Raw genomic sequence first — 19,184 nt, 5'->3', positions numbered from 1 at the left:
CGCCAGCCCGGACACCCCGAGACCCTGTGACCCCGAGACCCCGTGACCGACGAGCAACGACGCAAGTGAGGAACACCATGACCGAGGCCTACATCTACGACGCCGTGCGGACCCCCTTCGGCCGCTTCGGCGGCGCGCTGGCGGGCGTCCGCCCCGACGACCTGGCCGCCCTGGTGATCGGCGAGCAGGTCCGGCGCGCGTCCGCGCTGGACCCCGCCGCGATCGACGAGGTCGTGCTCGGCAACGCCAACGGCGCCGGCGAGGAGAACCGCAACGTGGCCCGCATGGGCACGCTGCTGGCCGGCCTGCCCGTCGAGATCCCCGGCACCACCGTCAACCGCCTGTGCGGGTCCTCCCTGGACGCCGCCATCATCGCGTCCCGGCAGATCAACGCGGGCGAGGCCGACCTCATGCTCGTCGGCGGCGTCGAGTCCATGAGCCGGGCCCCCTGGGTGCTCCCGAAGACGGAGAAGCCCTATCCCGCCGGCGACCTGACGCTGGCCTCCACCACGCTGGGCTGGCGCCTCGTCAACCGGAGGATGAATCCCGAGTGGACCGTCTCCCTGGGGGAGGCCACCGAGCAGCTCGCCGAGCGGCACGGCATCACCCGCGACCGCATGGACGAGTTCGCGTTCCGCTCCCACCAGCTCACCCAGCAGGCCTGGGACGAGGGCTTCTACACGGACCTCACCGTCCAGGTCCCCGGCACCGAGCTGACCCAGGACGAGTCCGTCCGCGCGTCCTCGACCGTCGAGAAGCTGGGCGGGCTCAGGACCGTCTTCCGCCCGGCGGAGCAGGGCGGCACCGTCACCGCCGGCAACGCCTCGCCCCTCAACGACGGCGCCTCCGCCGCCCTGCTGGGCTCCGAGAAGGCCGCCGAACTGACCGGCCTGCAGCCCCTCGCCCGCATCGCCGGCCGCGGCGCCGCCGCCAACGAGCCGCAGTTCTTCGGCTTCGCCCCGGTCGAGGCCGCGAACCTCGCCCTGCGGCGCGCCGGGATCGGCTGGGACGACGTCGCCGCCGTCGAGCTCAACGAGGCCTTCGCCGCCCAGTCCCTGGCGTGCGTCGACGCCTGGGGGATCGACCCCGGGATCGTCAACCGGCACGGCGGCGCCATCGCCATCGGCCACCCCCTCGGGGCCTCCGGCACCCGCATCCTCGGCACGCTCGCGAAGTCCCTGCAGGCCTCCGGGCAGCGCTGGGGCGTCGCGGCCATCTGCATCGGCGTGGGCCAGGGCCTCGCCGTCGTGCTCGAGAACCCCAACGCCTGAGACCCGTCCAGACCACCGAAGAGAGGCACATCGCATGCTGAACATCGCAGACAGCTGCGCGCAGGCCGTGGCCCCGATCCACGACGGCGCGACCGTCATGATCGGCGGCTTCGGCGTGGCCGGACAGCCCGTCGAGCTCATCGACGCGCTGATCGACCACGGCGCCACCGACCTGACGGTCGTGAACAACAACGCCGGCAACGGCGACGTGGGCCTGGCCCGGCTGATCCAGCTCGGACGCGTCCGGAGGATCATCTGCTCCTTCCCGCGCCAGTCCGACTCCTGGCACTTCGACGAGAAGTACCGGGCCGGGCAGATCGAGCTCGAGGTCGTCCCGCAGGGCAACCTCGCCGAGCGCATCCGCGCCGCCGGCGCCGGCATCGGGGCGTTCTTCACCCCCACCGGCTACGGCACCCCGCTCGCCGAGGGCAAGGAGGCCCGCGAGATCGACGGCCGCCACTACATCCTGGAGCACCCCATCAAGGCCGACTTCTCCCTGACCAAGGCGCACGTCGCGGACCGGGCGGGCAACCTCGTCTACCGCAAGACGGCTCGCAACTTCGGCCCCGTCATGGCCGCCGCCGCCACCACCTCCATCGTGCAGGTCGCGGAGGTCGTGGAGCGCGGCGGGCTGGATCCCGAGGCCGTCGTGACCCCGGGCATCTACGTGGACACCGTCGTGCGGATCGCCGACCCCGCCCAGACCGACCCCCGAGAGGAGCTCTGAGATGAGCGAGAACACCGTGGACACCGTGCCCAGGACGTCCGAGACCCCGCTCGCCCCGGAGGAGCTGGCCCGCGTGGTGGCCCGCGACATCCCCGCCGGCTCCTACGTCAACCTCGGCATCGGCCAGCCGACCCTGGTCTCCAACTATCTGAGCGCCGAGGACGACGTCACGCTGCACACCGAGAACGGCATGCTCGGCATGGGCCCCGAGGCCCACGGCGACGAGGTCGACCCCGACCTCATCAACGCCGGCAAGATCCCCGTGCTCGAGACCCCGGGCTGCTCGTACTTCCACCACGCGGACTCCTTCGCCATGATGCGCGGCGGGCACCTCGACTGCTGCGTGCTCGGCGCGTTCCAGGTGGACCGGAAGGGCAACCTCGCCAACTGGCACACGGGCAAGCCGGACGCGATCCCCGCGGTGGGCGGGGCCATGGACCTGGCCACGGGTGCGAAGATGACGTTCGTGATGATGTCCCTGCAGACCAAGAAGGGGCAGTCGAAGCTCGTCGAGCAGTGCACCATGCCGCTCACCGGCGTGGGCTGCGTCTCCCGGATCTACACCGACCAGGCCGTGTTCCTCATCGAGGAGGACGGCGTCTCGGTGCGTGAGACCTTCGGGACGAGCTTCGAGGAGCTCCAGCAGATCGTCGACGTCCCGCTGCGGCCCGCCCGCTGAGCACCGCACCGCCCCCGGGGGCGCGACGGCCGGCACCGGCCGCCGCGCCCCCGGACCAGTCCCACAGGAGGCCACCGATGACCGAGCAGGACCCCACCGTCCCGGCGGGGGAGCGGGGCACCCCGGGACAGTTCGTGCAGTCGCTGGCACGCGGGCTCGGCGTGATCACGGCCTTCGACGCCCGGCACCCCCGGATGACCCTCAGCGACGTGGCCCGGCGCACCGGGCTCACCCGCGCCACCGCGCGCCGGTTCCTGCTCACGCTCGAGGAGCTGGGCTACGTCCGCACGGACGGACGCCTCTTCGAGCTCACCCCCACGGTCCTCCAGCTCGGCTACTCCTACCTCTCCTCGCAGTCGCTGCCGGCCCTGGCCGCCCCGCACCTCGAGACGCTCTCGGCGCGGGTCGAGGAGTCGACCTCCGCCTCCGTGCTGGACGGCTCCGACATCGTCTACGTCGCCCGCGTCTCCACGCACCGGATCATGACCGTGGCCATCGCCGTGGGCACGCGGTTCCCCGCCCACGCCACCTCCATGGGCCGGGTCCTGCTCGCCGCGCTGGAGCCGGAGCAGCTCGCCGGGTACTTCCGCACGGCGCGCCTCGAGGCCCTGACCGAGCACACCCTCACCGACCGTGCGGCCCTCGAGGCGGACCTGCGGCGGGTCCGCGCCCAGGGATGGGCCCTCGTGGACCAGGAGCTCGAGGTCGGGCTGCGCTCGGTCGCCGCCCCCGTGACCGACGGCACCGGCCGCGTGGTCGCCGCCGTGAACGTCTCCATGCGCGTGGGCATGCCCGGCGCGAGCGCCGGGGACCCGGTGGACGACGTCGTTCCGCCCCTGCTCGAGTGCGCCCGGAGGATCTCCGCCGACCTCGCCGCGACCGGCCGCTGAGCACGCGGACCCGGGCCCGCGTTTTCCCGCGCGCCCGGGGTCTGATAGGCTGTCGAGGAATTGAACGGTCATCCCTCGGCGCCCGCCGCCCCTGGAGGCCGAAGAAATCATGGCAGAACGGACTCGGTCCTCTGGTACGCGGTGTGTACCAAAATGCCATCCTTTTCGTCTGCCCAGCTACCTTCGGCGCGGCGACCGTGGTGCCCGCCCGCCGGGCCCACGACAGGCGCCGCACCCGCACCAGGCCCCGGCCGGGAGCGGGGGAGCCGAACACCCAGCGGGCCGCTGACGCGTCCCGTCCGATCAGGAGACACTGTGCCTACAATCCAGCAGCTGGTCCGCAAGGGCCGGACCCCGAAGGTCGTCAAGACCAAGGCGCCCGCACTCAAGGGCAGCCCCATGAAGCGCGGTGTGTGCACCCGCGTGTACACCACCACGCCCAAGAAGCCGAACTCCGCGCTGCGCAAGGTCGCCCGCGTGAAGCTCAACGGCGGCGTCGAGGTCACGGCCTACATCCCCGGTGAGGGCCACAACCTCCAGGAGCACTCCATCGTGCTCGTCCGCGGTGGTCGCGTGAAGGACCTCCCCGGTGTCCGCTACAAGATCGTCCGCGGCGCGCTCGACACCCAGGGTGTCAAGGGCCGCCAGCAGGCCCGTTCCCGTTACGGCGCCAAGAAGGAGAAGAAGTAATGCCTCGTAAGGGTCCCGCTCCCAAGCGCCCGCTCGTCGTCGATCCGGTCTACAGCTCCCCGGTCGTCACGCAGCTGATCAACAAGGTCCTCCAGGACGGCAAGAAGTCCACCGCCGAGCGCATCGTCTACGGCGCCCTCGAGGGCGTCCGGGCCAAGTCCGGTGCCGATCCCGTCGCCACCCTCAAGAAGGCCCTGGAGAACGTCAAGCCGGCCCTCGAGGTGAAGTCCCGCCGCGTCGGCGGCGCCACCTACCAGGTGCCCGTCGAGGTCAAGCCGGGCCGCGCCCAGGCGCTGTCCCTGCGCTGGCTCGTCGGCTACTCGAAGATCCGTCGTGAGAACACCATGACCGAGCGTCTGCAGAACGAGATCCTGGACGCGTCCAACGGTCTCGGTGCCGCCGTGAAGCGCCGCGAGGACACCCACAAGATGGCGGAGTCCAACAAGGCCTTCGCCCACTACCGCTGGTAGAATCTTCCAGGCCTGTCGGCCCCACCAGGGCCGGCAGGCCGCCGGCACCATCTCCGAAAGGGAATCACCGTGGCACTTGACGTGCTTACCGACCTCAAGAAGGTCCGCAACATCGGCATCATGGCGCACATCGATGCCGGTAAGACCACCACCACCGAACGCATCCTGTTCTACACCGGTATCTCCCACAAGCTCGGCGAGACCCACGATGGTGCCTCCACCATGGACTGGATGGCGCAGGAGCAGGAGCGCGGCATCACGATCACGTCCGCCGCGACGTCCTGCTACTGGCACGACAACCAGATCAACATCATCGACACCCCCGGCCACGTGGACTTCACGGTCGAGGTCGAGCGCTCCCTGCGCGTGCTCGACGGCGCCGTCGCGGTCTTCGACGGCAAGGAGGGCGTCGAGCCCCAGTCGGAGACGGTCTGGCGCCAGGCCGACAAGTACGACGTCCCCCGCATCTGCTTCGTCAACAAGATGGACAAGCTGGGCGCCGACTTCTACTTCACCGTCGACACCATCATCAACCGCCTCGGTGCCAAGCCGCTGGTCATGCAGCTGCCGATCGGCGCCGAGTCCGAGTTCACCGGCGTGGTCGACCTGCTCACCATGAAGGCCTTCGTCTGGCCGGGCGACTCCAAGGGCGACGTCTCCCTGGGCGCCAAGTACGAGATCGAGGAGATCCCCGCCGATCTGCAGGAGCGGGCGGAGGAGTACCGCAACCAGCTGGTCGAGTCCGTCGCCGAGGCCGACGACGAGCTCATGGAGAAGTACCTGGGCGGCGAGGAGCTCACCCTCGAGGAGCTGAAGGCCGGCATCCGGAAGCTGACCATCAACTCCGAGGCGTACCCCGTGCTCTGCGGCTCCGCGTTCAAGAACCGCGGCGTGCAGCCGATGCTCGACGCCGTCATCGACTTCCTGCCGTCCCCGCTGGACGTCCCGAACGTCGAGGGCCACGCGCTCAACGACGAGGAGGAGATCCTCTCCCGCCCCGTCGACTACAGCGCCCCGTTCTCGGCGCTCGCGTTCAAGGTCGCCTCGCACCCGTTCTACGGGCAGCTGACCTACATCCGCGTGTACTCCGGCAAGGCCGTCAACGGCGAGCAGGTCCTCAACTCGACCAAGGGCAAGAAGGAGCGCATCGGCAAGCTGTTCCAGATGCACTCCAACAAGGAGAACCCGGTCGACGAGATCCGGGCCGGCCACATCTACGCGGCCATCGGGCTCAAGGACACCACCACGGGCGACACCCTGTGCTCCCCGCAGGAGCCGATCGTGCTCGAGTCCATGACCTTCCCGGCCCCCGTGATCTCCGTGGCCATCGAGCCGAAGACCAAGGGCGACCAGGAGAAGCTCTCCACCGCGATCCAGAAGCTCTCGGCCGAGGACCCCACGTTCACCGTGTCCCTCAACGAGGAGACCGGCCAGACCGAGATCGGCGGCATGGGCGAGCTCCACCTGGACATCCTGGTGGACCGCATGAAGCGCGAGTTCCGCGTCGAGGCCAACGTCGGCAAGCCCCAGGTGGCCTACCGCGAGACCATCAAGAAGGCCGTCGACAAGGTCGACTACACGCACAAGAAGCAGACCGGCGGCTCCGGCCAGTTCGCCAAGGTGCAGGTGGCGTTCGAGCCGATCCCGCTGGACGCCGAGGAGCTCTACGAGTTCGACAACAAGGTCACCGGCGGCCGCGTCCCGCGCGAGTACATCCCCTCCGTGGACGCCGGCATCCAGGACGCGATGCGCCTGGGCATCCTCGCCGGGTACCCGATGGTGGGCGTCAAGGCCACGCTGCTCGACGGCGCCTACCACGACGTCGACTCCTCCGAGATGGCGTTCAAGATCGCCGGCTCCATGGTCTTCAAGGAGGGCGCCCGCCGGGCCCAGCCCGTCCTGCTCGAGCCGCTGATGGCCGTCGAGGTCCGCACGCCCGAGGAGTACATGGGCGAGGTCATCGGCGACCTGAACTCACGCCGTGGCCAGATCCAGTCCATGGAGGACGTGTCCGGCGTCAAGCTGGTCAAGGCCCTCGTCCCGCTGTCCGAGATGTTCGGCTACATCGGTGACCTCCGGTCCAAGACCCAGGGCCGCGCCGTGTACTCGATGCAGTTCGACAGCTACTCGGAGGTTCCCAAGGCCGTCGCCGAGGAGATCGTCCAGAAGAACCGCGGCGAGTAGGCACCACCCCTCGGCCCCGGCCGGGAATTTCATCAAACACGTACAGCCAAAGTAGACTTGCAGAGGTTTCAGTACTGCTGAGTGCCTCAAGCTCCCCCCGAACAACACACGGTGGGGAAGTGCTGAGCAAGTTTCGACAAATGTTCTAGGAGGAACAACCATGGCGAAGGCCAAGTTCGAGCGCACCAAGCCGCACGTCAACATCGGCACCATCGGCCACGTCGACCACGGCAAGACGACGCTCACCGCTGCCATCTCGAAGGTCCTGCACGACAAGTACCCGGACCTCAACGAGCAGCGCGACTTCGGCGCCATCGACTCCGCCCCGGAGGAGAAGCAGCGCGGCATCACCATCAACATCGCGCACATCGAGTACCAGACGGAGAAGCGTCACTACGCTCACGTGGACGCCCCGGGCCACGCCGACTACGTCAAGAACATGATCACCGGTGCGGCGCAGATGGACGGCGCCATCCTCGTGGTCGCCGCCACGGACGGCCCCATGGCCCAGACCCGCGAGCACGTGCTGCTCGCCCGCCAGGTGGGCGTGCCCTACCTGCTGGTGGCCCTGAACAAGTCCGACATGGTCGACGACGAGGAGCTGCTGGACCTCGTCGAGATGGAGGTGCGCGAGCTCCTCTCCGACCAGGGCTTCGACGGCGACAACGCGCCGGTCGTCCGCGTCTCGGCGCTGAAGGCCCTCGAGGGCGACCCCGAGTGGGTCGCCAAGGTCGAGGAGCTCATGGAGGCCGTGGACGAGAACGTCCCCGACCCCATCCGCGACATGGACAAGCCGTTCCTCATGCCGATCGAGGACGTCTTCACCATCACCGGCCGCGGCACCGTGGTGACCGGCCGTGCCGAGCGTGGCACGCTGCCGATCAACTCCGAGGTCGAGATCGTCGGCATCCGCCCGGTCCAGAAGACCACGGTCACCGGCATCGAGATGTTCCACAAGCAGATGGACGAGGCCATGGCGGGCGAGAACTGCGGCCTGCTGCTGCGCGGTCTCAAGCGTGACGACGTCGAGCGCGGTCAGGTCGTGTGCAAGCCGGGTTCCATCACCCCGCACACCGACTTCGAGGCGAACGTCTACATCCTCTCCAAGGAGGAGGGCGGCCGTCACAACCCGTTCTACTCGAACTACCGTCCGCAGTTCTACTTCCGGACCACCGACGTCACCGGCGTCATCACGCTGCCCGAGGGCACCGAGATGGTCATGCCGGGCGACAACACCGAGATGACGGTCGCGCTGATCCAGCCGATCGCCATGGAGGAGGGCCTCGGCTTCGCCATCCGCGAGGGTGGCCGCACCGTGGGCTCCGGCCGCGTCACCAAGATCATCAAGTAGTCCACGGACTGCTCGATCTGCACGGAACCCCCCGTCGCTCGCACGAGCGGCGGGGGGTTCCGCGCGTCCCGGGCCCGGCGCGGCCGGGCTCAGCCGGTGAGCTGGTGCAGGCAGAGGACGTTGCCCTCGGAGTCGGTGAACCACGCCGCCTTCATCCCGTCGGCGGTCACGACGTGGTCCACGGTCCGCAGGCCGGGCAGGTCGTAGTCCTCGAAGTGCACGCCCCGGCCCTCGAGCTCGCGCACCGCGGCCTCGACGTCGTCGACCTCGAAGCTGGCCTGCGTCAGCTCCGACGCCGGGGCGTCCGGACGCAGGAGCAGCTGCAGACCGGTGTGCCCGTCCTCGCTGAGCAGGACGCTGTCGGCCTCGAGCTCGGGGCCGGGGGAGAGGCCCAGCGTCTCCTGGTAGAACTGCCGGGCGCGGTCGAGCTCCCGGACGGGAACGATCGCGATCAGCCTCGCGGTGGACAGCATGGGACCCATCTCCTGCGGACGTCGGTGTGCGGACGCGGCCAGGATACGGCCGCGGGCGCCGGCCGGGGTTGCGGAAGCCTCACGGTTCCGGCACGGTTCCGCACGGACCCGGTCCCGGAGGGCGCGGCCGTGCGTTTGCACCGGTCCGCCATCTCTGGCAGGATGGAGGACGTTGTTCAAGCGCCGAAGCGTGCTCTCAACGGTTCGAACCGGCAGACCCCAGGACACCATCGGGTTCCGAAGCAGAACCGGGGGCCAGCAGCTCGCCGAAGCTGCCACGCACGGACCACATACAGCCCACCCCGAGGAACGGACCCGGTGCGCCCTCGTGCTCTGCACGAGGCGACACGCCCGAGTTCGGGGGTCGGAGCTCCAGCAGGGTGAGGAACCCGGATCCTTCCGGATTCAGTCTGCGTGGAGGGGCGCCCACACAGGTGGCGCCATGCACAAGGAGTCCCCAGGCTCCGTCACAGGGAAGTTCGTACAAGAAAGAGAGTCACGACGCCATGGCGGGACAGAAAATCCGCATCCGGCTGAAGTCGTACGACCACGAGGTCATCGACGTCTCGGCCCGGAAGATCGTTGAGACGGTGACGCGCGCAGGCGCCACGGTGGTCGGCCCCGTGCCGCTGCCCACGGAGAAGAACGTGTACTGCGTCATCCGCTCGCCGCACAAGTACAAGGACAGCCGTGAGCACTTCGAGATGCGCACGCACAAGCGGCTGATCGACATCATCGACCCCACGCCGAAGGCCGTCGACTCGCTCATGCGCCTCGACCTGCCGGCTGACGTGAACATCGAAATCAAGCTGTAAAGAGGATCGCATCCCAATGACTACCACTTTCGAACGCCAGGTGAAGGGCCTGCTGGGCACGAAGCTCGGCATGACCCAGGTCTGGGACGAGAACGGGAAGTTCGTGCCGGTGACCGTCGTCAAGGCGGACTCCAACGTCGTGACCCAGCTGCGCAACCAGGACCGGGACGGCTACTCGGCCGTGCAGATCGGGTTCGGTGCGATCGACCCCCGCAAGGTCACCCAGCCGCTGGCCGGCCACTTCGAGAAGGCCGGCGTGACGCCGCGCCGCCACGTCGTGGAGCTGCGCACGGCCGACGCCGACACCTACGAGCTGGGCCAGGAGCTCTCCGTCGAGCTCTTCGAGGCCGGCCAGAAGGTCGACGTGATCGGCAAGACCAAGGGCAAGGGCACGGCCGGTGTCATGAAGCGCCACGGCTTCTCCGGCGTCGGCGCCTCCCACGGTGCCCACAAGAACCACCGCAAGCCGGGATCCATCGGCGGCGCGTCCTACCCCGCTCGCGTGTTCAAGGGCATGCGCATGGCGGGCCGCATGGGCGCCGTCCGTCACACGACGCAGAACCTCACCGTTCACGCCGTGGACGCCGAGAACTCCCTGCTGCTCATCAAGGGTGCCCTGCCGGGCCCCAAGGGTTCGGTCGTCCTCGTCCGCACCGCAGTGAAGGGAGCCTGATCACACCATGGCAACTCAGACCGTCAACGTCGAACTGCCCGCCGAGATCTTCGACGTCCAGACCAACGTGCCCCTGCTGCACCAGGTCGTCGTCGCTCAGCTGGCCGCTGCCCGCCAGGGCACGCACAAGACCAAGAACCGCGCCGAGGTCTCCGGTGCCGGCCGCAAGCCCTTCAAGCAGAAGGGCACCGGCCGCGCCCGCCAGGGCTCCATCCGCGCCCCGCACATGACCGGTGGCGGCGTGGTGCACGGCCCGACCCCGCGCGACTACAGCCAGCGCACCCCCAAGAAGATGAAGGCCGCCGCCCTGCGCGGAGCCCTCTCGGACCGGGCGCGCAACAACCGCATCCACGTCGTGGAGGCCGTCGTCGAGGGCACCGTCCCCAACACGAAGGCCGCCCAGGCGACGCTGCGCGGACTCTCCGACCGCAAGAACCTGCTGGTCGTCCTGCACCGCTCGGACGACGTGTCCGCGCTGTCGGTGCGCAACCTCGCCGACGTCCACACCGTCTACGCCGACCAGCTCAACACCTACGACGTGCTGGTCTCCGACGACGTGGTCTTCACGAAGGACGCGTTCGAGTCCTTCGTGGCGGCCGCCAGCAAGAAGAAGCAGGAGGACGCCAAGTGAGCGCGACCACCATCAAGGATCCCCGGGACGTCATCATCGCGCCGGTCGTCTCGGAGAAGTCCTACGGGCTCATCGACGAGGGCCGCTACACGTTCTTCGTGGCGGCCGACTCGAACAAGACGCAGATCAAGTACGCCGTGGAGCAGATCTTCGGCGTCAAGGTCGAGTCCGTGAACACCATCAACCGTGCCGGGAAGCGGAAGCGCACGCGCTTCGGCTGGGGTCAGCGCAAGGGCACCAAGCGTGCCGTTGTGACCCTGAAGGAAGGCACCATCGACATCTTCGGCGGTCCGCTCGCCTGAGCGGAGACCACTTTAACGAGGAACTGACACATGGCTATCCGTAAGCACAAGCCGACAACCCCGGGCCGTCGCGGCTCCTCCGTTGCCGACTTCGCAGAAATCACGCGCACGACCCCCGAGAAGTCGCTGGTCCGGCCGCTGCCCAAGAAGGGCGGGCGGAACAACACCGGCCGCATCACCACCCGGCACAAGGGTGGCGGGCACAAGCGCCAGTACCGCGTCATCGACTTCCGTCGCCACGACAAGGACGGCGTCGACGCCAAGGTCGCGCACATCGAGTACGACCCGAACCGCACGGCGCGCATCGCGCTGCTGCACTTCGTGGACGGCTCCAAGCGCTACATCATCGCGCCGAACAAGCTGTCCCAGGGCGACGTCGTCGAGTCGGGCCCCGGCGCCGACATCAAGCCCGGCAACAACCTGCCGCTGCGCAACATCCCCGTCGGCACCGTGATCCACGCCGTCGAGCTCCGTCCGGGCGGCGGCGCCAAGCTCGCCCGCTCCGCCGGCGCGTCCGTGCAGCTCGTGGCCAAGGAGGGCAAGTACGGCCAGCTCCGCCTGCCCTCCGGCGAGATCCGCAACGTCGACGTGCGCTGCCGCGCGACGGTCGGCGAGGTCGGCAACGCCGAGCAGTCGAACATCAACTGGGGCAAGGCCGGCCGCAACCGCTGGAAGGGCGTCCGCCCGACCGTCCGCGGTGTGGTCATGAACCCCGTCGACCACCCGCACGGTGGTGGCGAGGGCAAGACCTCCGGTGGCCGTCACCCGGTCAACCCGAACGGCAAGCCCGAGGGTCGCACCCGCCGCCCCAACAAGGAGAGCGACAAGCTCATCGTCCGCCGTCGTCGTACCGGCAAGAACAAGCGCTAAGGAGCCTGACACATGCCACGCAGCCTGAAGAAGGGCCCTTTCGTCGATCAGCACCTTTACCTGAAGGTCGCCAAGGAGAACGACAAGGGCACCAAGAACGTCATCAAGACGTGGTCCCGCCGCTCGATGATCGTCCCCGACATGCTCGGGCACACGATCGCCGTGCACGACGGACGCAAGCACATCCCCGTGTTCATCACCGAGTCGATGGTCGGGCACAAGCTCGGCGAGTTCGCCCCCACGCGGACCTTCCGCGGCCATGTGAAGGACGACAAGAAGGGCAAGCGCCGCTGATCCTCCGGGATCCCGCAGCGTGAGCACTTCGAGAAGACGAGAGAAGGAAAGCAATGGAAGCCAAGGCATCTGCGCGCTACATCCGCGTGACGCCTATGAAGGCCCGGCGCGTCGTCAACCTGATTCGTGGCCAACAGGCGAATGAGGCTCTGGCGATTCTGAAGTTCGCCCCCCAGGGCGCTTCGGAGCCGGTGTTCAAGGTCCTCCAGTCGGCGGTCGCCAACGCGCGCCAGCTGGCGGACCGCGACGGCCTGCCGTTCAAGGAGGAGGAGCTCGTGGTGAGCGAGGCCTTCGTCGACGAGGGTCCGACCATGAAGCGGTTCCAGCCGCGCGCCCAGGGCCGCGCCTACCGCATCAACAAGCGCACGAGCCACATCACCGTGATCGTGGCGAGCCCTGACAGCGAGGAGGTCCGCTAAGTGGGACAGAAGATCAACCCGCACGGGTTCCGGCTGGGCATCACCACCGACCACGTGTCGCACTGGTACGCGGACTCCACCAAGGAGGGCCAGCGCTACAAGGACTACGTCCGTGAGGACATCAAGATCCGCAAGCTCATGTCCACGGGCATGGAGCGGGCCGGCATCTCCAAGGTCGAGATCGAGCGGACCCGGGACCGCGTGCGCGTGGACATCCACACCGCCCGCCCCGGCATCGTCATCGGCCGCCGCGGCGCCGAGGCCGACCGCATCCGCGGCGAGCTCGAGAAGCTCACCGGCAAGCAGATCCAGCTGAACATCCTCGAGGTCAAGAACCCCGAGGTGGACGCCCAGCTGGTCGCCCAGGGCGTCGCCGAGCAGCTCGCCTCCCGCGTGGCCTTCCGCCGCGCCATGAAGAAGGCCATCCAGTCGGCGCAGCGCGCCGGCGCGAAGGGCATCCGCATCCAGTGCGCCGGCCGCCTCGGCGGCGCCGAGATGAGCCGCTCGGAGTTCTACCGCGAAGGCCGTGTGCCCCTGCACACCCTGCGCGCGAACATCGACTACGGCTTCTTCGAGGCCAAGACCACCTTCGGCCGCATCGGCGTGAAGGTCTGGATCTACAAGGGCGACCTGACCGCGAAGGAACTGGCGGCCCAGCAGGCCGCCGCTCCCTCGCGCGGCCGCGGCGGCGACCGTGACCGTCGCGGCGGTCCGGGCGAGCGTCGTGGAGGCGGCGGCGGCGACCGTCGTCGTCCCGACCGTAACGACCGTGGCGGACGCCGTGAGCGCAACGACTCCGCCGCCTCCCCGGCTCCGGCCGCGGGAGCGACCAACGCAGAGGGTGGTAAGTAAATGCTCATCCCACGTCGTGTGAAGTTCCGCAAGCAGCACCACCCGAAGCGGTCGGGCGCTGCCAAGGGCGGCACCACCGTCGCCTTCGGCGAGTGGGGCATCCAGGCGCTCACGCCGGCCTACGTGACGAACCGTCAGATCGAGGCCGCGCGTATCGCCATGACCCGCCACATCAAGCGTGGCGGCAAGGTCTGGATCAACATCTACCCGGACCGCCCCCTGACCAAGAAGCCCGCCGAGACCCGCATGGGCTCCGGCAAGGGCTCCCCCGAATGGTGGGTCGCCAACGTCAAGCCCGGGCGCGTGATGTTCGAGCTCTCCGGTGTCTCCGAAGAGGTCGCCCGCGAGGCCCTGCGCCTGGCGATCCACAAGCTCCCGATGAAGGCACGCATCGTGCGTCGCGAAGGTGGTGAATGAGAATGGCTGTTGGATCCAAGGATCTGAGCATCGAGAACCTCGCGGCCCTCGACAAGGACTCTCTGGGTGAGGCGCTGCGCAAGGCCAAGGAGGAGCTGTTCAACCTCCGCTTCCAGTCCGCAACCGGTCAGCTCGAGAACAACGGCCGCCTCAAGGCGGTCAAGCGCGACATCGCGCGCATCTACACGGTGCTGCGCGAGCGCGAGCTCGGCATCCGGCCCCAGGCGGGCTCCGCCGAGACCACCGCCGAGACCACCTCCGAGGAGGACGCCAAGTGACCGAGCAGATCAACAACGGGGCCGAGCAGGCCGACGACCGCGGTGACCGCAAGAGCCGTCGCGGCTACGTGGTCTCCGACAAGATGGACAAGACCGTCGTCGTCCAGCTGCAGGACAACGTCAAACACTCGCTGTACGGCAAGGTCATGCGCCGTTCCTCGAAGGTCAAGGCCCACGACGAGCAGAACACCGCCGGCGTCGGCGACCTCGTCCTGATCTCCGAGACCCGCCCGCTGTCCGCCACCAAGCGGTGGCGGATCGTGGAGATCCTCGAGAAGGCCAAGTGACCCGAGCTCGCTAGAGCCGGCCACGGCCGCGACGGCCCGTCCCTCCGCGCGAGGGACGGGCCGTCGCCCGTTCACCGCCCCGCACGGACGGCCTCCCGGCTGTGCTAGGCTGGTGAGCTTGTATGGGCGGATTTCTTTGCCCGTACGACCCACAGCTCTTCGTGCCAGCGCATAATGACCGCGTGCAGGGCGCCCCCGTGCCACCTGGTGGCGGGTTCAGATGCTCCTGGCATGGAGGGCTGGCCCGGTCCGGCGTGCGACGCCGGGGGAGGGCACATCATCCGACAAGCTGTTCCGCAAGGCCCGCACCGTGCTCTCGATCGGTGTTGGAACCGGCGAGACGACAGGAGTAATCAGTGATTCAGCAGGAGTCGCGACTGAAGGTCGCCGACAACACGGGTGCGAAGGAAATCCTCACCATCCGTGTTCTCGGTGGATCCGGACGTCGTTACGCAGGCATCGGCGACATCATCGTCGCCACCGTCAAGGACGCGATCCCGGGCGGCAACGTGAAGAAGGGCGACGTGGTCAAGGCCGTCATCGTCCGCACCAAGAAGGAGCGCCGTCGTCCGGACGGCTCCTACATCAAGTTCGACGAGAACGCCGCAGTGATCCTGAAGAACGACGGTGACCCCCGTGGTACCCGCATCTTCGGCCCCGTGGGCCGCGAGCTGCGCGACAAGAAGTTCATGAAGATCATCTCGCTGGCCCCGGAGGTGCTCTGACCATGGCGAATTTCAAGATCAAGACCGGCGACCTGGTGCAGGTCATCTCCGGCAGCAAGGACAACAAGGGCAAGCAGGGCAAGGTCCTGCGCGTGATCCCCGAGACCTCCCGCGTGGTCGTGGAGGGCATCAACGTGATCACCCGCCACCGCAAGGCCTCCATGCAGGGTGAGGCCGGCGGCATCGACAAGGTCGAGGCCCCGATCCACGTGTCCAACGTGGCGCTCGTGGACCCGGAGACCAAGAAGCCGACCCGCGTCGGCTACCGCACCGAGACCGTGGAGCGCGACGGACGCCAGAAGACCGTCCGCGTCCGCGTCTCCAAGAGCACCGGCAAGGACCTGTGATGACCGAAACCACCGAGATCAGCGTGTCCCCGCGCTTCAAGGACAAGTACCAGGAGACCGTCGTCCCCGCGCTGCAGGAGCAGTTCGGCTACGGCAACGTCATGGAGATCCCGCGCGTCGTCAAGGTCGTCGTGAACATGGGCGTCGGCGACGCCGCGAAGGACTCGAAGCTCATCGACGGCGCCGTCCGCGACCTCACCGCCATCACGGGCCAGAAGCCGCTCGTGACCCGTGCGAAGAAGTCCATCGCGCAGTTCAAGCTCCGCGAGGGCATGCCGATCGGCGCGCACACCACGCTGCGCGGCGACCGCATGTGGGAGTTCCTCGACCGCCTGGTGACCCTGGCCCTGCCGCGCATCCGCGACTTCCGCGGTCTGTCCGACCGCCAGTTCGACGGCAACGGCAACTACACCTTCGGCCTCACCGAGCAGTCCATGTTCCACGAGATCGACCAGGACCGCATCGACCGGGTCCGCGGCATGGACATCACGGTGGTCACCACCGCGAAGACCGACGACGAGGGTCGCGCGCTCCTGAAGGCGCTCGGCTTCCCCTTCAAGACCAACTAATCTCGCTACGTTCCAGGTCCGCACCGGGCGCCCACGGGCGCTGACGGCTGCGGAAACCGGGACGAGGAAGGGCACGTGCCCCCAAAATGACAATGACAGATCCTGTCGCGGACATGCTGACGCGTCTGCGCAACGCCAACTCCGCCTACCACGACTCCGTGAGCATGCCGTACTCGAAGCTCAAGGCCCGCGTGGCGGACATCCTCAAGGCCGAGGGCTACATCGCGGACTACAAGGAGGAGGCGGCCGAGGTCGGCAAGACCCTGACGCTCTCCCTGAAGTTCGGCCCCAACCGGGAGCGCTCCATCGCGGGCGTCCGGCGCATCTCCAAGCCGGGCCTGCGCGTGTACGCCAAGTCCACCAACCTCCCCAAGGTCCTGGGCGGCCTGGGCATCGCCATCCTGTCCACCTCTTCCGGGCTGCTGACCGACAAGCAGGCCGCGAAGAAGGGCGTGGGCGGCGAAGTCCTCGCGTACGTCTGGTAACCCGGAACAGAAAGGAAGAGAACATGTCACGTATCGGACGTCTCCCCATCTCTGTGCCGGCCGGTGTGGAGATCAACGTCGACGGCAACGTCGTCTCCGTCAAGGGCGCCAAGGGCGAGCTGCAGCACACCGTTGCCAGCCCGATCACCGTCGCGCTCGAGGACAGCACCCTCACCGTCACCCGACCCGACGACGAGCGCGAGTCCCGCTCGCTGCACGGCCTCACCCGCACCCTGATCGCCAACATGATCCAGGGCGTCACCCAGGGCTACTCCAAGGGCATCGAGATCGTGGGCACCGGTTACCGCGTGCAGGCCAAGGGCCAGGACCTCGAGTTCGCCCTCGGCTACAGCCACCCGATCACCTTCAAGGCCCCGGAGGGCATCTCGTTCGCCGTCGAGGGCGTCAACAAGCTCTCGGTCAACGGCATCGACAAGCAGCAGGTCGGCGAGGTCGCCGCGAAGATCCGCAAGCTCCGCGCCCCCGAGCCCTACAAGGGCAAGGGCGTGCGGTACGCCGGCGAGCAGATCCGCCGCAAGGCCGGAAAGGCTGGTAAGTAATCATGGCTCTGAAGATCAAGGGCAAGTCCAAGGCCGCCGCCCGCACCCGCCGCCACGTCCGGGTGCGCAAGCACCTGGCCGGCACGGCCGCGCGCCCGCGCCTGGTCGTCAACCGTTCGGCCCGCCACGTGTTCGTCCAGGTCGTCGACGACACCCAGGGTGTCACCGTCGCCTCGGCGTCCACCATGGAGGCCGACCTGCGCGGCGCCGACGCGGACAAGACCGCGAAGGCCAAGCGCGTGGGTGAGCTCGTGGCCGAGCGCGCCAAGGCCGCCGGTGTCGAGGCCGTCGTGTTCGACCGCGGCGGCAACAAGTACCACGGTCGCGTGGCGGCTGTCGCCGACGGCGCCCGCGAAGGAGGTCTGGCACTGTGAGCGAGCAGAACAACGAGAAGGAAACCCAGGTGAGCGAAGCGAGCACTGCCTCCACGGAGGCGACCGGGGCCCAGCAGACCACCGAGACCACCCGCTCCCAGGACTCCCGCGGCGACCGCGGCGGCCGTGGCGAGCGCGGCGGTCGCGGTGAGCGCGGCGGTCGCGGTGAGCGCGGCGGCCGTGGTGGCCGCGGCGGCCGCGACGAGGAGAAGGACAAGTTCCTCGAGCGCGTCGTGACCATCAACCGTGTCTCCAAGGTCGTCAAGGGCGGTCGTCGCTTCAGCTTCACCGCCCTCGTCGTCGTCGGCGACGGCAACGGCATGGTCGGCGTCGGCTACGGCAAGGCCAAGGAGGTGCCGGCGGCGATCTCGAAGGGCGTCGAGGAGGCGAAGAAGAACTTCTTCCGCGTCCCGCGCATCGAGGACCGCACGATCCCGCACCGCGTGCAGGGCGAGGCCGCTGCCGGCGTCGTCATGCTGCGCCCGGCGACCCCCGGTACCGGTGTGATTGCCGGTGGCCCGGTCCGCGCCGTGCTCGAGTGCGCCGGCATCCACGACGTGCTGTCGAAGTCCCTCGGCTCGTCGAACCAGATCAACATCGTGCACGCAACCATCGAGGCGCTCCGCCAGCTCGAGGAGCCGGCGGCCGTCGCGGCCCGTCGTGGGCTGCCGATCGACGAGGTCGTCCCCGGTCCGTTGCTGCGCTCGATCCAGAAGGCAGGTGCCTGATGTCCGGCAAGCGTATCCAGCCCGACGGCACGGAGCTGCGCATCACGCAGGTCCGGTCGGTGGTCGGCCAGAAGCAGAACATGCGGAACACCCTGCGGTCCCTCGGCCTCAAGCGGCCGGGCAACGTCGTGGTCCGCAAGGCCGACGGCGTGACCGCGGGCATGGTCAACACCGTCGCCCACCTGGTCAAGGTCGAGGAGGCCAAGTAACCATGGCAGAGAACACTGCTGAGAACACCGCTCAGAGCAACGAGAAGGTGCACGCCCTCAAGGTGCACCACCTGCGTCCCGCCCCGGGCGCGAAGACCGCCAAGACCCGCGTGGGTCGCGGTGAGGGCTCCAAGGGCAAGACCGCCGGCCGCGGCACCAAGGGCACCAGTGCCCGGTACCAGGTCAAGGCGGGCTTCGCGGGCGGGCAGCTGCCGCTGCACATGCGCCTGCCCAAGCTGCGCGGGTTCAAGAACCCGTTCCGCGTGGAGTACCAGGTCGTCAACCTGGACAAGCTCACCGAGCTCTTCCCGGAGGGCGGCGAGGTGACCGTCGAGTCGCTCGTGGCCCGCGGCGCGGTCCGCAAGAACCAGCCCGTCAAGGTGCTGGGCTCCGGCGAGATCGCGGTCGCGGTCGACGTCAAGGCGCACGCCTTCTCGGGCTCCGCCGCGGAGAAGATCGCCGCCGCCGGCGGCAGCACCACCGCGCTGTGAGCGCGGGCCGCGGGGCCGGGCGCACGCCCGGCCCCGCGGCACCCACGGATCAGGCCCCGTCCACGCGAGCGTGGGCGGGGCCTGATCCGTCGGCGGGGCGTACCCGCCGCGTCGGCGCGCGCC

Annotated in this window: 29 protein-coding genes; 28 read left to right on the top strand and 1 reads right to left on the bottom strand. The window is 68.7% G+C overall.

Annotated elements, in window-relative coordinates; genetic code table 11:
• Window positions 1–77 precede the first annotated feature (77 nt).
• The 8 genes from Q0817_RS09245 to tuf all read left to right on the top strand — a co-directional run bounded on the left by Q0817_RS09245 (window position 78) and on the right by tuf (window position 8,262).
• The gene (locus Q0817_RS09245; RefSeq protein ID WP_298586142.1) at window positions 78–1,271 is read left to right on the top strand and encodes a thiolase family protein; all 1,194 of its coding nucleotides are present in this window, start codon (window positions 78–80) and stop codon (window positions 1,269–1,271) included.
• A gap of 34 nt (window positions 1,272–1,305) precedes the next feature.
• Window positions 1,306–1,998: a 3-oxoacid CoA-transferase subunit A gene (locus Q0817_RS09240; RefSeq protein ID WP_298586139.1), complete on the top strand. Its 693-nt coding sequence runs from the start codon at window positions 1,306–1,308 to the stop codon at window positions 1,996–1,998.
• 1 nt (window position 1,999) lies between these two features.
• The gene (locus Q0817_RS09235; RefSeq protein WP_298586136.1) at window positions 2,000–2,677 is read left to right on the top strand and encodes a 3-oxoacid CoA-transferase subunit B; all 678 of its coding nucleotides are present in this window, start codon (window positions 2,000–2,002) and stop codon (window positions 2,675–2,677) included.
• Window positions 2,678–2,754: 77 nt separating this feature from the next.
• Window positions 2,755–3,567: an IclR family transcriptional regulator C-terminal domain-containing protein gene (locus Q0817_RS09230; RefSeq protein WP_298586133.1), complete on the top strand. Its 813-nt coding sequence runs from the start codon at window positions 2,755–2,757 to the stop codon at window positions 3,565–3,567.
• A 315-nt stretch (window positions 3,568–3,882) separates the two neighbouring features.
• Window positions 3,883–4,257 (top strand): 30S ribosomal protein S12, encoded by a 375-nt coding sequence (gene rpsL / locus Q0817_RS09225; protein WP_017833291.1) that lies wholly within the window; start codon window positions 3,883–3,885, stop codon window positions 4,255–4,257.
• Window positions 4,257–4,727 carry a 30S ribosomal protein S7 gene (gene rpsG, locus Q0817_RS09220; RefSeq protein ID WP_017833292.1) on the top strand — a complete coding sequence of 157 codons (471 nt, stop codon included), beginning with the start codon at window positions 4,257–4,259 and terminating at the stop codon, window positions 4,725–4,727. Before rpsL ends, rpsG begins: the two co-directional genes overlap by 1 nt.
• A 69-nt stretch (window positions 4,728–4,796) precedes the next feature.
• A complete protein-coding gene (fusA, locus tag Q0817_RS09215) occupies window positions 4,797–6,911 on the top strand; it encodes an elongation factor G (RefSeq protein WP_298586127.1) in 2,115 nt (704 codons plus the stop codon).
• A 160-nt stretch (window positions 6,912–7,071) separates the two neighbouring features.
• Window positions 7,072–8,262, top strand: a complete 1,191-nt coding sequence (tuf, locus tag Q0817_RS09210) for an elongation factor Tu (protein ID WP_298586124.1) — start codon at window positions 7,072–7,074, stop codon at window positions 8,260–8,262.
• A gap of 89 nt (window positions 8,263–8,351) precedes the next feature.
• On the opposite strand, the gene Q0817_RS09205 is transcribed toward tuf, so the two are convergent.
• The gene (locus Q0817_RS09205) at window positions 8,352–8,735 is read right to left on the bottom strand and encodes a VOC family protein (protein ID WP_298586118.1); all 384 of its coding nucleotides are present in this window, start codon (window positions 8,733–8,735) and stop codon (window positions 8,352–8,354) included.
• A 506-nt stretch (window positions 8,736–9,241) separates the two neighbouring features.
• Between Q0817_RS09205 and rpsJ the strand changes: the two genes are divergently transcribed.
• From rpsJ to rplO, 20 genes are all read left to right on the top strand, one after another.
• Window positions 9,242–9,550, top strand: a complete 309-nt coding sequence (gene rpsJ, locus Q0817_RS09200; protein ID WP_003803825.1) for a 30S ribosomal protein S10 — start codon at window positions 9,242–9,244, stop codon at window positions 9,548–9,550.
• A gap of 16 nt (window positions 9,551–9,566) precedes the next feature.
• Window positions 9,567–10,223, top strand: coding sequence for a 50S ribosomal protein L3 (gene rplC, locus Q0817_RS09195; protein ID WP_017833296.1), 657 nt, complete (start codon window positions 9,567–9,569; stop codon window positions 10,221–10,223).
• Between the two features lie 7 nt (window positions 10,224–10,230).
• Window positions 10,231–10,854 carry a 50S ribosomal protein L4 gene (gene rplD / locus Q0817_RS09190; RefSeq protein ID WP_298586107.1) on the top strand — a complete coding sequence of 208 codons (624 nt, stop codon included), beginning with the start codon at window positions 10,231–10,233 and terminating at the stop codon, window positions 10,852–10,854.
• The gene (rplW, locus tag Q0817_RS09185) at window positions 10,851–11,156 is read left to right on the top strand and encodes a 50S ribosomal protein L23 (RefSeq protein WP_298586104.1); all 306 of its coding nucleotides are present in this window, start codon (window positions 10,851–10,853) and stop codon (window positions 11,154–11,156) included. The genes rplD and rplW overlap by 4 nt, the downstream gene beginning before the upstream one ends.
• A 30-nt stretch (window positions 11,157–11,186) precedes the next feature.
• Entirely contained in the window at window positions 11,187–12,026 is an 840-nt protein-coding gene (rplB, locus tag Q0817_RS09180) for a 50S ribosomal protein L2 (protein WP_017833299.1), read from the top strand.
• A gap of 12 nt (window positions 12,027–12,038) precedes the next feature.
• On the top strand, window positions 12,039–12,320 hold the full coding sequence (gene rpsS / locus Q0817_RS09175) for a 30S ribosomal protein S19 (protein WP_058859361.1): 282 nt from the start codon (window positions 12,039–12,041) through the stop codon (window positions 12,318–12,320).
• 53 nt (window positions 12,321–12,373) lie between these two features.
• Window positions 12,374–12,739 carry a 50S ribosomal protein L22 gene (rplV, locus tag Q0817_RS09170; protein WP_017833301.1) on the top strand — a complete coding sequence of 122 codons (366 nt, stop codon included), beginning with the start codon at window positions 12,374–12,376 and terminating at the stop codon, window positions 12,737–12,739.
• A complete protein-coding gene (rpsC, locus tag Q0817_RS09165) occupies window positions 12,740–13,591 on the top strand; it encodes a 30S ribosomal protein S3 (protein WP_017833302.1) in 852 nt (283 codons plus the stop codon).
• Window positions 13,592–14,008 carry a 50S ribosomal protein L16 gene (gene rplP, locus Q0817_RS09160; RefSeq protein ID WP_017833303.1) on the top strand — a complete coding sequence of 139 codons (417 nt, stop codon included), beginning with the start codon at window positions 13,592–13,594 and terminating at the stop codon, window positions 14,006–14,008. It abuts the gene before it with no gap.
• 2 nt (window positions 14,009–14,010) lie between these two features.
• Window positions 14,011–14,286, top strand: coding sequence for a 50S ribosomal protein L29 (rpmC, locus tag Q0817_RS09155; RefSeq protein WP_017833304.1), 276 nt, complete (start codon window positions 14,011–14,013; stop codon window positions 14,284–14,286).
• Window positions 14,283–14,573, top strand: a complete 291-nt coding sequence (gene rpsQ, locus Q0817_RS09150) for a 30S ribosomal protein S17 (protein ID WP_298586089.1) — start codon at window positions 14,283–14,285, stop codon at window positions 14,571–14,573. The genes rpmC and rpsQ overlap by 4 nt, the downstream gene beginning before the upstream one ends.
• Window positions 14,574–14,929: 356 nt before the next feature.
• Window positions 14,930–15,298 carry a 50S ribosomal protein L14 gene (rplN, locus tag Q0817_RS09145; protein WP_017833306.1) on the top strand — a complete coding sequence of 123 codons (369 nt, stop codon included), beginning with the start codon at window positions 14,930–14,932 and terminating at the stop codon, window positions 15,296–15,298.
• Between the two features lie 2 nt (window positions 15,299–15,300).
• A complete protein-coding gene (gene rplX / locus Q0817_RS09140) occupies window positions 15,301–15,645 on the top strand; it encodes a 50S ribosomal protein L24 (RefSeq protein ID WP_298586084.1) in 345 nt (114 codons plus the stop codon).
• Window positions 15,645–16,214 carry a 50S ribosomal protein L5 gene (rplE, locus tag Q0817_RS09135; protein WP_017833308.1) on the top strand — a complete coding sequence of 190 codons (570 nt, stop codon included), beginning with the start codon at window positions 15,645–15,647 and terminating at the stop codon, window positions 16,212–16,214. Before rplX ends, rplE begins: the two co-directional genes overlap by 1 nt.
• Window positions 16,215–16,300: 86 nt before the next feature.
• Complete coding sequence (gene rpsH / locus Q0817_RS09130) at window positions 16,301–16,699, top strand: 30S ribosomal protein S8 (RefSeq protein ID WP_017833309.1); 399 nt, start codon at window positions 16,301–16,303, stop codon at window positions 16,697–16,699.
• 23 nt (window positions 16,700–16,722) lie between these two features.
• The gene (gene rplF / locus Q0817_RS09125; protein WP_298586079.1) at window positions 16,723–17,259 is read left to right on the top strand and encodes a 50S ribosomal protein L6; all 537 of its coding nucleotides are present in this window, start codon (window positions 16,723–16,725) and stop codon (window positions 17,257–17,259) included.
• Between the two features lie 2 nt (window positions 17,260–17,261).
• The gene (rplR, locus tag Q0817_RS09120) at window positions 17,262–17,633 is read left to right on the top strand and encodes a 50S ribosomal protein L18 (RefSeq protein WP_298586077.1); all 372 of its coding nucleotides are present in this window, start codon (window positions 17,262–17,264) and stop codon (window positions 17,631–17,633) included.
• Complete coding sequence (gene rpsE, locus Q0817_RS09115; RefSeq protein WP_298586072.1) at window positions 17,630–18,361, top strand: 30S ribosomal protein S5; 732 nt, start codon at window positions 17,630–17,632, stop codon at window positions 18,359–18,361. Before rplR ends, rpsE begins: the two co-directional genes overlap by 4 nt.
• Window positions 18,361–18,570 carry a 50S ribosomal protein L30 gene (gene rpmD, locus Q0817_RS09110; protein WP_017833313.1) on the top strand — a complete coding sequence of 70 codons (210 nt, stop codon included), beginning with the start codon at window positions 18,361–18,363 and terminating at the stop codon, window positions 18,568–18,570. The genes rpsE and rpmD overlap by 1 nt, the downstream gene beginning before the upstream one ends.
• Window positions 18,571–18,572: 2 nt before the next feature.
• Window positions 18,573–19,061 carry a 50S ribosomal protein L15 gene (gene rplO / locus Q0817_RS09105; protein ID WP_133409341.1) on the top strand — a complete coding sequence of 163 codons (489 nt, stop codon included), beginning with the start codon at window positions 18,573–18,575 and terminating at the stop codon, window positions 19,059–19,061.
• Window positions 19,062–19,184 lie beyond the last annotated feature (123 nt).

The sequence above is a fragment of the uncultured Kocuria sp. genome (genome assembly GCF_947500125.1).
In the GTDB taxonomy this organism is placed as follows: Bacteria; Actinomycetota; Actinomycetes; order Actinomycetales; family Micrococcaceae; genus Kocuria.
This window is presented reverse-complemented; position numbering and strand designations above follow the sequence as displayed.